We start from the raw sequence: 13,074 nt of genomic DNA, 5'->3' as shown, positions 1-13,074 counted from the left end.
TGAAAGCGAAATCATTTAACAAAAGTTCATCATTCACATACACATCTACTAAAGCTGCTGCCAAATCAGGAGAGTTGTGAATCGCTTGTAAACGAGCCGTTGGAGTTTCTACTAATGGTAGTGGAATTAAATCACCACCGGAAGCAAGAGCCACCCATAAACCAAATGCAGGTCCGTTACTATTTTGTGATGGATCTAAAAATCCACTGGCTACAACAGTAATGGCATCCGTTTGCAAAAACAAATCAGCCAAAGGAGCAACGTAAGAAGCCACCGTTACGGTTCCTGTTTCATCGCGAACATCAATGGTATAATTATTTGTTGGAAGTTCTAAATAATTTGAGAAACTTCCATAGTCTAAATTGTCAACCAATGTTCCAGCGGGTACAGAAGTTTCTACTACATCAACAGTGGGAGCATCAGTTGAACCATGAAAAACAACCACGTCTGTTGTATTTTCTACTAGAGTTCCTTCACGACCACCTACTAAAACATTCAAACCGAATGCTTGATTGGGAGCATAACCTGAACCTGAAACAATTCCGTTGGCAACAACTATGTATGTTTCACTTTCAGATAAGGTCGTTGTTAAATTGTAAATACTGTCTTCGGAGGAAGTACTAGTGGAAGGAGCTACATCAATACTCAAAGCAATTCCGGCAGGTACATCAATAAATGGAGTTGCTGTTCTGAAAGCGAAGTCATTCAACAATAATTCATCATTTACATAAACATCCACAGTAGATGCAGCTAAATCAGCTGAATTGTGAATTACTTGTAATCGTGCGGTTGGATTGTGAAAGAGGGGTAGCGGAATTAAGTCTCCACCGGATGCCTTCGCTACCCAAAGTCCAAATTCTGGTCCGTTACTGTTTTGCGACGGATTTAAAAAACCACTGGCTACAACAGTAATGGCATCAGATTGTAAAAATAAATCAGCTAAAGGAGCAGAATAAGTAGCTACCGTTGCCGTTCCTGTCTCATTACGAACAGCAAGAACATAGTTATTTGTAGGTAATTCTAAATAATTAGAGAAACTACCATATGAAATGTCATTGATTATTGTTCCTGCGGGAACAGCTAATTCAACAACATCTACAATTGGTGCGTCGGGTGAGCCATGCATGACCAAAACATCAGTATTGTTTTCAATTGGAGTTCCTTCTCTTCCTCCAACAAATACATTCAGTGCAAAAGGTTGATTGGGTGTGTAACCTGAAGATGAAACAATTCCATTTGCCACAATAATATAAGTCTCAAATTCTTCTAATGTGGTAGTGAGGTTGTAGAGACTCTCTGCTGAAGATGAACTGGAAGAAGGAGCGATATCAATGCTCAATTCAATACCGGCAGGTGCATCAATAAATGGGGTTGCTGTTCTGAAATGAAAGTCATTTATTAACAACACATCATTCAAATAAACATCTACAGAAGATGCCGCTAGGTCGGGCGAGTTGTGTATGACTTGCACTCTCGCAGTTTGTGCATAGCTAAGACTACTTATAAAAAGTAAACAGAGCCACATTAATTTGGTAATTTTTTTCATGCTATATTGTTTTTTTTGTTTAATGTTATAAAATTAATCATAAACAAAATATAGATTGTTAATTTAACTTTAATTAATTAATTTTTAACACTTGTTCTCAATTTGTAATTAATTGTATAATAGTCTTTTAATTTAATATCTACAATCAATTATGGAGTTTTTTTAAAATTTCAATTGAATATAATGTTTATTTATATCAAACATATATTAAACAAAATATGCTAATTTCTATTGCTCCAAGAATTTTTAATTGAATAAGAAATCTAATCGTATAAATTATTGATAATGAGACAAAAGTTGACTTTTCAACGATTTTTTTTACTTTTTACACCTGTGATTGATTACTTTTCCCAATAAAATCATACCTTTCGGAGCTTTATATAAAGTACATGTTAGTAGCCCCAACTACTGCACACAATTTTTTACGGATTAGAAAAGGTTGTACCGATGACACCTGAAGAAAAATTGAATATAATTAACCGTTTGAATGCTCTGGAACTTCAGCAGAAGAAAAATCTGGATGAGATTGGAGCTTTAAAGAAATACCTCGAAGAAAATCCGAAGCTATTGAAAAGCTGGATGGATCTAAATGAGGTAAGTGGCTTCTATATTGATAGTTTTTCAAAAATTGAAGCGTATGAAAATCGTCCTGTAAACGAAGAAAACAAAAACGTTTATGTGAGCGAAAATCAAGCAAAATCGGCTCTGGCTAAAGCTCAACTTTCTCAATTACTTAAATCTTATTTTAGTGGTTGGAGCAATCAATTGGATAATTATGCTATTTTTCCTCAGATTAAAGAGGGTGAATTTACACCTTATTATGGCATTGCCATCTTACCTCAATTTCTTGCTTTTCGTTCAAGAGAAAAAGCACAATTATTTTATGAGCAACACAAAGAATTGATTCATATTTATTGGTCTGAGTTTTTAGAATAATTTTAGTATATTTATTCGAAAATAAATTAATGTTTCGAATTTTTATCTTCTTTATAATTGCTACATCTTTTACTTCTTTTGGACAGGAAATAACAGAAGTTCAAATAAGTCAATCGATTAATGATTCTACTTTTGTTAAGTTAAAAGATTTTTCAAATGACTTTGTCTATGATTTGCGGTATGCCACTGATAATAATTTTCTGAAAGCAAAAGTGTATGACTGTGCCGAATGCTATTTGCGTTTTAAAACTGTAAAAAAATTAATCGAAGCCAATGATAAGTTTAAAAAAATGGGTTTTACCATTAAATTATTAGACTGTTACAGACCGTTAGATGTTCAAAAAAAAATGTGGGCAATCGTTCCTAACCCCATTTACGTAGCCGATCCAATGAAAGGTTCGATTCACAATAGAGGAGGAGCGGTTGATATCACTTTAGTAGATAACAATGGAGTGGAACTCGATATGGGAACTCCTTTTGATCATTTCGGCAAAGAAGCGGCTCACACGTATGAAAATCTTCCTAAGGAAGTACTTAATAACAGAAAGTTACTACGGGATGTGATGGAAAGCTGTTCCTTTAAAGTTTTTCAATCGGAATGGTGGCATTACAATCTTGCAACGGATGAAAATGATAAAGTGTCCAACTTCAAATGGGATTGCCATTAATTTTCTACACAATGCAAATAATCTATAAAGTAGTTTTGCGGACGACTGAATTGATTTAATAATTCGGATTGCATTTCTTTTTTGATGATATAATCAACAGTTTCAGTAGTATATTTTACTCGCATCGAAATGACAGGACTTGTTTTTAAATCGTCGTAGTTATTTTTCATAAACAGAAAATTTGCTGATAATATGCGAACATTTCTTTCGTCATTTCGCATAAAACTGCCACAATTTTCAACATTAGGATGAAGCAACGTTACAATTTTTCCATTTTCCAATTGAAGGAATAATTTTGTTTTCGCATCTATGCAGTAAGCTTTAATGAAGTCATTGTTTTTGTGTACCAATTGAAAATTCAAAACCGGTGTACCATTATCGTTTGAAAGTGAAAAAAAGACATAATTTTCATTGTTTCCAAACTTTCTTTCGAACATTAAAAACTCTTTTGTGGTTTTTAATGTGCCAATACTATCATTCACTTCCACATCGTATTCGCATCTTTTTTGAGCTTGTGTTGCTATAAAAATCAAAAAGAAAAAGCTGAAAAATAAGAATCTCATGATTTAATTAAATTTTGGTGCAAAGTAACACAATTTTGTTGTTTTTTAGGTCAGTTGTAAAAAAAGTAAATACGTTTCCGCCTTCCTTAATCTTCCATTTCTTTCTAATTATTTCCACCGTTTCCGGAAAATTTCTAGTGGTGATATTTGCTTTTTTGTTTTCTAAGTGCAACTTCATTTCTTTTTTTTGGTAGGGAAATACGGTTGTAATTTCAAAAACTCTGCCGCAAAAATCAATTTTTTCATCGGACGTATATAAATGTGAATGTGGATGGAGTTTTGTTAAATTAAACTGAAACGCAACTTCATCAAAGCCACCTGATTTCATAATGGCGGCATTGGGTTCATAAAGAAACTTTTTCGGTTCACCGTAATTTATTTTAATAGCTGTTTCATTTAATTTAAATTCAAAATTCTCTTCATTGTTTTTGGTTAGATTGATAGATTTGATTTTTGGATTTCCTTCAAAACCTTGATGTATTTCCCAAAGTATCTCTTTTACCTCATTTTCCAAGGCAACAATGTGTATGGCTGAAACATTTTTTAGCTCTTTTAAACCAGCTGTTAGGTCGAGTAGAGGAGCCGTTTTTACAAGGATTTTTGATGAATAGTTAAAATAGAAATCAAGTAAATCAGGCACATTTGGTTCACAATCGTGAAGCATAAAAACTTTTCCTTTGGCATCATTTCTTCGGGACGGATCGATATAAATCCAATCAAACTGTTCATTGAGAGCCTTCAAAGCAGCTTCACTTTCACCGGAAATACATTTAATATTTTCAGCATTTAATTGACTGAAATTATGTTTTACCATTTCAGACAATTCAGAATTATGTTCACAATGGATAACTTGCTTAAAGTGTTTGGAAAAATAGAAAGTATCTATGCCAAAACCTCCGGTTAAATCGATTATTTTTTCTCCGTTTATAAGATTTGATTTGTATAAAGCTGTTTTTTCCGATGAGGTTTGTTCCACAGCAATTTTACTTGGATAGATAATGTTTTTTGAGGAAAACCAAGTAGGCAGCTTCTCTTTTGCTTTTATTTTTGCTTCGATTTGGTTGAGAATTTCTTTCCAATTCAAATCCGGAAATGGATTCTTTTGTAAGGCCAATTGACTGATGGATACCTCCAAATTCTTGTTGATATAATCTTGAATTTCCTCTGACAATAAATCTTTCAATAGTGAATAATTTAAATTTTTCGAGTAATCAATTGAATAAATTTATTTTCTGGGAAAAATTCCTTTGCAATAACTTTCAAAATGGTATAAACCGGAACAGCATTGATCATTCCTATAATTCCCGAAATCATCCCCGCAATTAAAATTACTAAGAAAATCTCAAGCGGATGGGATTTGGTACTATTTGAAAAAATCAGGGGTTGATTAACATTGTTATCTATTAATTGTACCACAAAAAAACCAATTAACACATAAATTGCTTTAGGTAAGATTTCCGTTTGAAAATCACCACCTATTCCACCGATCATGGTTAAAGAGGCCGCCAAAATACTACCAATTAAAGGTCCAACGTAAGGTATAATGTTTAAAACTGCACAAATGAATGCAATGATAAATGCATTTTCAATATCAAAAATGAGTAAAACAATAAAATATAATACAAAGACGATAAAAAGTTGTAGTAATAAACCAAGAAAATAACGGGTGAGTAAATTATTAATTTTAAAGATAGAAGTTAAAATTTCTTCTTCATGGCTGTCAGGAATAATTCTTCTGACACCTAACTTAAAGGAAAGCTTATCTTTTAAAAAGAAAAAAGTGATAAAAAGAACTGAGGCAATGCCAATTCCAATTGAACTCAAAGTGTTGATTAGTCCGTTTAAAAAAGACGGTATAAAATTCAAATTCATAAAGGAAGCTATCTCTGCATTTTTAACAATCTCTTCCAAAACAATACCATGATCTATTAAATATATACTCATTTGATTATATAAAAGAGTAATTTTTTCTTCAATTGCAATTGTATTCAACAAGGACAAACTGTTTGCTTGAGAGGAAATTAGTGGTACAAACATTAATCCAAAAAGAAAAATTAACAGAATTAATAAAATTAGTGTGGTAACCACTGCCCAAAAGTTGTTGAATTTACATTTTTTATTTAAAAACTCAACTACCGGATTACAAATTAAGCTGAGAATTAAGGACACAACCAAATAAATCAGAACGGATTGTATGGTATACAAAAACCATACGCCGCCGGACACGAGTAAAATAGTTCCGATAGCCTTTAGTATTCCGTTTGATATGGTTCTTGATGTCATTTGAATTAGCTTTTTAAAAATAATTTAATTAACAAATACGTAATGAACTAAATTAGCACCCATTTTCAAGGCTTTTTCTCTTACTTCTTTAGGATTGTTATGCACTTCTTCGTCTTCCCAACCGTCACCTAAATCAGTTTCAAATGTATAAACTAACACTAACCGACCTTCTATAAAAATACCAAAGGCTTGAGGTTTTTGTTTATCATGTTCATGGATTTTTGGAATTCCGTTTGGGAATGAGAAAGGGCCTTGAAAAATCTTATGTGTGGGCGGAATTTCAACCAACTCATTATTCGGAAAAATCTTTTTGATCTCTTTTCGAATGTATTTGTTCATTCCATAATTATCATCAATGTGTAAAAACCCGCCTGAGGTTAGATAATTCCTCAGATTTTGAATTTCATTATCGTTAAAAACTACGTTTCCATGTCCGGTTAAATGCACAAAAGGATAGGAAAACAAATCGGAGCTTCCCGGTTCAACAGTTGCCGGTTTTGATTTGATTTTAGTGTTTATATTCTGATTACAAAACTTTATCAAATTAGGTAAGGAGGTAGGATTTCCATACCAATCACCACCGCCATTGTATTTTAGAAGGGCAATTTCTTGGGCGTTTATTGTAAAAGAAAATAAAAAAAGTAATAGAATTTTTTTCATCGTTAAAATTATTCATTCATCAAAACCACCGTATGACAAGCTACCAAAGCAGCTGTTTCTGTTCGCAGTCTTGTATTGCCTAAAGATATAGGAATAAATTGATTTTCTAAAGCGATTTCAATTTCTTTAACAGAAAAATCGCCTTCGGGACCAATTAATATTGTGCAATCTTCATTTGTTTTTAAAACTGATTTCAACGTTTTTTTGTCTGTTTCTTCGCAATGAGCAATGAATTTTTGTCCGTTAAATTGTTTTTTGACAAATTCTTTGAACGGAATCGGTTCATTCAAAATTGGTAAAAAATATTGGTTGGATTGCTTCATCGCGGAAAGTAATATTTTATCAAATCGCTCAGTTTTGATTACTTTTCGTTCAGAATGATCACAGAAAATTGGGGTGATTTCCTGAATACCAATTTCAGTTGCTTTTTCTAAAAACCATTCATAGCGGTCATTCATTTTGGTGGGAGCAACAGCCAAATGCAAGTAACAACTTGATTGTTCTTGTTTTTCAAAAGAAAGAACAGTTACAGTGCATTTTGAATCCGAAGCAATTGTGATTTCAGTTTTAAACAAAACACCTAACCCATTGGTAACAAATAAAATATCACCGGTATTTTTACGTAAAACTTTTACTATGTGCTTGCTTTCTTCTTTATCAAAAGAAAAAGAAGTAGACTGCTCATTTATATCTTTAAAATAAAACAATTGCATTAGAATTCTATTCTAGCTTTTGAAACTACCGAGGTATTTTCAAATTGATTGTGTAAATATTTTTGATACCCCACTATCCCGATCATAGCGGCATTATCGGTGGTATATTCAAACTTGGGGATATAGGTTTTCCAGCCGTATTTTGTTTCTGCTTCTTTTAATGTATTTCGAATACCCGAATTAGCAGAAACGCCACCACCAATGGCAATTTGATTGATTCCGGTTTCTTCAACAGCTAATTTTAATTTATCCATCAAAATTTTTATGATGATATTTTGAACGGAAGCACAAATATCTGCCTTATTTTCTTCAATAAAATTAGGATTGAGGGCTACATTTTTCTGAACAAAATACAGAATTTGTGTTTTTAAACCCGAAAAACTGAAATTCAATCCGTCAACGTTGGGTTTGGTAAACAGAAAAGCTTTCGGATTTCCTTCCTTTGCAAATTGGTCAATGAGCGGTCCGCCGGGATAGGGTAGACCTAGTATTTTTGCGGTTTTATCAAACGCTTCGCCAACTGCATCATCAGTAGTTTCACCAATGATTTCCATTTCAAAAAAACCGGAAACTTTCACAATTTGCGTATGACCTCCGGAAATGGTGAGAGCCAAAAAAGGAAAGGTAGGTTTGTCATACCCCTCTTCATCAATAAAGTGAGCTAATATATGAGCTTGCATGTGGTTTACAGCCAAAAGCGGAATATTTAATGCCATTGAAAATGACTTGGCGAATGAACTGCCAACTAACAGCGAACCCATTAAACCCGGCCCTTGAGTAAAAGCAATTCCGTGTAATTGTTTTTTGTTGATTCCTGCTTTTTTAAGAGCCATGTCCACAACCGGCACAATATTTTGTTGATGGGCACGGGAAGCCAACTCAGGAACAACACCGCCATATTCCTCATGAATACTTTGTCTGGCAACTAAATTGGAAAGCACTTTATCGTTTTTTAGCACTGCGGCGGCTGTATCGTCGCACGAACTTTCGATGGCTAAAATATAAACGGAATCATTTGTCATAAAAAGGCACGAAATTTGAATATATTTGTTTCAATTATTTTGTTCTGATTGAATTAGAAAATTCAATCATAAAATAATTATTTTTGTTAATTGTAAAAGTATACTTTTTTGCAATAAACACTGCAAATTTATAACATTTAGGGGTATCAAAAAATTAAAAAAAATAGTCATTCGAACGATAGTGGTATTACTACTATTACTACTCTTTTTAGGGATACTCTTATCGTTACCTCCTGTTCAAACTAAAATCGGGCAGTATTTAACCAATACAATCAACGAAGATTACGGAACGGATATTAATGTAGAACAAGTAGCCTTCAACATTTTTGGCGGTATTAAATTAAAAGAAGTCTTGGTTAGAGACCATCACAAAGATACCCTTTTTTATGCCAATCGTATAAAAACCACCATTCTTGATGTAAACCGATTGATGGAAGGTGATTTACTTTTTGGTGATATTGGTGTAACATCATTATTTTTTAAATTAAAGCAATACAAGGGAGAGGATTTTACTAACCTTGACAAATTTGTAGACGCTTTTGACGATGGATCGCCTTCATCAGGTAAATTTTTGATGATGGCTGAATCAATGCACCTTACTGATAGTCGTTTTTTAATGGAAGATGAAACCCAAAAAGACGCCAAAATTGTTGATTTTTTGAATATTAATGCTACTTTAAATGATTTCAAAATCAAGGGTTCTGATGTTTACACAACCATTTACAAATTGAATTTCAAGGATTTTCGTGGTTTACAAGTGCAAAATCTTAAAACGTTGTTTACATATACCAAGGACAATATTTTACTGGAAAAATTAGAAGTGAAAACAAAAAAATCCCTCATTAATGGTGATGTGGCCTTGCGGTACAATCGTGAGGATTTTTCCGATTTTAACAATAAAGTAATTTTTGATGCAAAAATTGATTCTGCTTCAGTGGCTACTAACGACATTCGTTACTTCTACAAAGAATTAGGCAAAGACAATCAGTTTACTTTTAAAACAAATTTGTTGGGAACGTTGAATAATTTTACCACACAAAATCTTGTTTTAGAAGATGAAAACGGCACAAAAATTATTGGTGAAATAAATTTTAAAAATATTTTTTCAAAAGAAAACGATTCTTTCTACATGAAGGGAGATTTTGAACAATTGACTTCAAATTATTATGATTTAGCCTCTTTATTGCCTAATATTCTTGGGAAATCCCTTCCTTCATCTTTAAAAAAATTAGGGCAATTTGTTGTTGAAGGTAAGACAGAACTTACGATGGAAACCATTAAAACAGCTATAATTATGAATTCGGCTTTGGGTAATCTTCAAACGAATTTAATAATGAATAATCTGCAAAATATCGATAATGCATCTTATGAAGGGATTGTAGTCTTGGATAATTTTAATGTAGGTTCCTTCCTGAATCAGAAAGATATTGGCTTTGTTTCCATGAATGTTGATGTAAAGGGGAAAGGTTTTACAGAAAAATTTATTGATACAAAAATAAAAGGTAAGATAAGTAGATTTCAATATAATCAATATAATTATCGGGGAATTGTTTTAGACGGAAGTTTTAAAAAACCCATTTTTAAAGGAGAACTATTTGTAAATGATCCTAATTTATATATGGATTTTAATGGTCTAGTGGATGTTTCTAAAAAGGAAAACCGTTATGATTTTGATGCTTTAATTGATTATGCAGACTTGCATCAACTTAACTTTATGAAAGCCGATAGTATTTCTATTTTTAAAGGTAAAATTTACAATAATCTTTCCGGAAATAGTATCAATAATTTGCATGGAGACATTTTAGTTGAACAGGCTTCTTATCAAAACCAAAGAGAAATATATATATTTGATTCATTTAATATCAATTCCTCATTTGATCAAAACAGAGAACGAACAATTACTATAAATTCTCCCGATATTATAGAAGGAAAACTCATTGGTAAATTCGATTTTAATCAATTGCCATTGATTTTAGAAAATTCACTCGGAAGTATTTATGCCAATTACAATCCGAACAAAATTAAAAAAGGTCAGTATCTGAAGTTCAATTTTTCCATTTTTAATAAAATTATTGAAATTTTTTATCCGGAAATAAAGGTCAGTTCTAATACATTTATCAAAGGAAGTATTAACTCGGATAACAATGATTTTAAACTTGATTTTGAATCTCCTGAAATCACTGCCTTTGAAAACAAATTTGAAAAAGTTGATATTCAGGTGGATAATAAAAACCCGCTGTTTAACACGTATGTTAGTATCGATAGTGTCAAAACAAAATATTATAAAATTTCTGAGTTCAATCTAATTAATGTTACCAAAAGAGATACCTTATTTTTCAGAACAGAGTTTAAAGGCGGAAATAAAGCTGATGATTATTACAATATCGATGCTTACCACACAATTGATAACCAGAAAAACAGTGTCGTTGGAATATTTAAATCAGAAATGAATTTTAAAGATTATCTATGGTATATTAATGAAGAGAACAATACACAAAATAGAATTGTTATTGATAAAAAGTTTTCCGATTTTATTTTTGAAAATTTTACTGTCACTCATGAAGAGCAAAAAATTAATTTTCTAGGTGCAATAAAGGGAGATGATTACAAAGACTTGAAGCTTAATTTTAATCAGGTTAATATTGGTAAAATCATTCCTGATATTGAAAATTTTATTTTAGAGGGAAATATGGATGGTGAAATAGATTTTAAGCAAAATGGAGAATCTTATGAGCCATTTGCTTCCATTCTTATTGATAACCTTCGTGTCAATAATTTTGATTTTGGTGTGCTGAATTTAAATATAAAAGGGAATAATGACTTTAAAACATTTGATGTTTTAGGAACCATAAAAAACAAAAATATTGAAAGTTTAACAAGCAGTGGTTTTGTTTCTTTTCAATCGGTTCAACCAACGATTGATTTAGACGTTAAACTGAATGATTTTAACGTAGGAGCTTTCAGTACAATTGGCGGAGATATAATTTCAAACATAAGGGGCTTAGTTTCAGGTAATGCAAACTTTAACGGTATGTTAGAAAGTCCCGAAATCAATGGTAGATTATTTCTTAACAAAGCTGGTTTAACAGTTCCTTATTTGAATGTGGATTATCAGCTTGAAAATAATGCAATTGTTGACATTACTGAAAAACAGTTTATTCTTAGGGATATAGAAATTACGGATACCAAATACAACACTAAAGGTGTTTTAGATGGGAATATAAGACATACTAATTTTTCTGATTGGAAAATGGGAATTGCAATTTCAACCGATAATTTAGTTGTTTTGGACACACAAGATATAGATGATGAAGCCTATTATTATGGAAAAGCATTTATTGAAGGTAATGCAAGTATTTCCGGACCTGTCGATGCGTTGTTAATTTCCGTAAATGCAACATCTAAAAAAGGAACTTCTATAAAAATTCCAATTTCAAACGTACAATCTGTTGGCGAAAAGAGTTATATCCATTTTATCACTCCTGAAGAAAAATACAATCAGAATTACAACCTATCTAACCCTCGAAAAAGTTATACCGGTCTAGAACTTAATTTTGACTTGACGTTAAATAATGATGCAGAAATTGAAGTTATTTTAGACAAAGAAACCGGACATACCATGAAAGGTAAAGGGGTGGGGAATATTAACATGGAAATAAATACTTTAGGTAAGTTTAATATTTTTGGAGATTATCAGGTTTACGAAGGAATTTATAACTTTAAGTATAGAGGTTTGGTTAGCAAAAAATTTAATGTTAAACCCTATGGAAGCATAATTTGGGAAGGTGATCCATTAAGAGCTCGATTAAATTTAGAGGCAATTTATAACACCCGTGCAAATCCGGGAATGTTATTAAACAATACTACTGTAAATCAGAAAGTACCGGTCGAAGTCGGTATAGCAATAAATGGAACTATTAGTAATCCGGAACCTGATTTTAACATTAATTTTCCAACCATAAGTTCCGTTTTAAAATCTGAAATCCAAACAAAACTAGATGATAAAGATACCCGTCAAACACAAGCACTTTATCTTCTGGCTTCCGGTAGTTTTTTAAGTCCGGAAGGAGAGTTGGGACAAAATGCTTTGTATAATAATTTATTCGAAACAGTGAGCGGTGTTTTTGATAATATCTTTAATGATGAAGACAGTAAGATTTCTATGGGAGTAAATTATGTAGCACCTGATACCACACCCGGAAGAGAAACGGATGGAAATGTTGGTGTGACAACCTCTTTTAATTTAAACGAGCGGATTTCTGTAAATGGCAATTTAGGGGTGCCAGTAGGAGGAATTAACGATGCCGCTGTAGTGGGTGATGTTGAAATTTTATATCGCGTAAACGATGATGGCACACTGAATATGCGTGTATTTAATCGCGAAAGCGACATCAATTATGTAGGAGAGGGGATTGGCTATACACAAGGGATTGGAGTATCCTACCAAGTTGATTTTGATACATTTAATGAATTAATTACAAAGATTTTCAAGAACGCAAAATTAACTCAAGAAAAGAGTTCTAACAATGATTTGCCGGATTCTGATTTTGCACCGGAATTTATAAAGTTCACAGAGCGAAAAAAAGTTAAAACTCAAAAAAAAGTAAATCCTATTCCTGAAATCGAAAATATTCCCGAGCAATAATCAAAATAATCGTTCATTTTTTCTTCTTTTTAGTTGTA

The 13,074-nt window shown here is 32.2% G+C and carries 10 protein-coding genes; 3 read left to right on the top strand and 7 right to left on the bottom strand.

Annotated features, from left to right (window positions below):
• Positions 1-1,546: DUF4397 domain-containing protein (locus EQG68_RS07590; RefSeq protein ID WP_164975413.1), on the bottom strand; the 1,546-nt coding region annotated here is incomplete at its 3' end.
• 447 nt (positions 1,547-1,993) lie between these two features.
• On the opposite strand from EQG68_RS07590, the gene EQG68_RS07585 reads away from it, so the two are divergent.
• Both EQG68_RS07585 and EQG68_RS07580 read left to right on the top strand, forming a co-directional pair.
• On the top strand, positions 1,994-2,482 hold the full coding sequence (locus EQG68_RS07585) for a hypothetical protein (protein ID WP_129464210.1): 489 nt from the start codon (positions 1,994-1,996) through the stop codon (positions 2,480-2,482).
• A gap of 29 nt (positions 2,483-2,511) precedes the next feature.
• Positions 2,512-3,150 (top strand): M15 family metallopeptidase, encoded by a 639-nt coding sequence (locus EQG68_RS07580; RefSeq protein WP_129464209.1) that lies wholly within the window; start codon positions 2,512-2,514, stop codon positions 3,148-3,150.
• Here the strand turns inward: EQG68_RS07580 and EQG68_RS07575 are convergent.
• From EQG68_RS07575 to tsaD, 6 genes are read right to left on the bottom strand one after another with little or no spacing between them, the layout of a single operon-like run.
• Positions 3,147-3,713 (bottom strand): hypothetical protein, encoded by a 567-nt coding sequence (locus EQG68_RS07575; RefSeq protein ID WP_129464208.1) that lies wholly within the window; start codon positions 3,711-3,713, stop codon positions 3,147-3,149. The two genes, EQG68_RS07580 and EQG68_RS07575, sit on opposite strands and share 4 nt — an antisense overlap.
• Positions 3,714-3,720: 7 nt before the next feature.
• Positions 3,721-4,896, bottom strand: coding sequence for a class I SAM-dependent methyltransferase (locus EQG68_RS07570; protein ID WP_246011674.1), 1,176 nt, complete (start codon positions 4,894-4,896; stop codon positions 3,721-3,723).
• Positions 4,897-4,907: 11 nt separating this feature from the next.
• Complete coding sequence (locus EQG68_RS07565; RefSeq protein WP_129464206.1) at positions 4,908-5,996, bottom strand: AI-2E family transporter; 1,089 nt, start codon at positions 5,994-5,996, stop codon at positions 4,908-4,910.
• A gap of 24 nt (positions 5,997-6,020) precedes the next feature.
• A complete protein-coding gene (locus tag EQG68_RS07560) occupies positions 6,021-6,656 on the bottom strand; it encodes a DUF4159 domain-containing protein (RefSeq protein WP_129464205.1) in 636 nt (211 codons plus the stop codon).
• An 8-nt stretch (positions 6,657-6,664) separates the two neighbouring features.
• Positions 6,665-7,369, bottom strand: a complete 705-nt coding sequence (locus tag EQG68_RS07555) for a 16S rRNA (uracil(1498)-N(3))-methyltransferase (protein WP_129464204.1) — start codon at positions 7,367-7,369, stop codon at positions 6,665-6,667.
• Positions 7,369-8,391 carry a tRNA (adenosine(37)-N6)-threonylcarbamoyltransferase complex transferase subunit TsaD gene (gene tsaD / locus EQG68_RS07550; RefSeq protein WP_129464203.1) on the bottom strand — a complete coding sequence of 341 codons (1,023 nt, stop codon included), beginning with the start codon at positions 8,389-8,391 and terminating at the stop codon, positions 7,369-7,371. Before tsaD ends, EQG68_RS07555 begins: the two co-directional genes overlap by 1 nt.
• 181 nt (positions 8,392-8,572) lie before the next feature.
• Between tsaD and EQG68_RS07545 the strand changes: the two genes are divergently transcribed.
• On the top strand, positions 8,573-13,036 hold the full coding sequence (locus tag EQG68_RS07545) for a translocation/assembly module TamB domain-containing protein (RefSeq protein ID WP_246011673.1): 4,464 nt from the start codon (positions 8,573-8,575) through the stop codon (positions 13,034-13,036).
• The last annotated feature ends 38 nt before the right edge of the window (positions 13,037-13,074 follow it).

Origin of the sequence: Flavobacterium piscinae, assembly GCF_004122145.1 — a bacterium.
GTDB lineage: Bacteria > Bacteroidota > Bacteroidia > Flavobacteriales > Flavobacteriaceae > Flavobacterium > Flavobacterium piscinae.
This window is presented reverse-complemented; position numbering and strand designations above follow the sequence as displayed.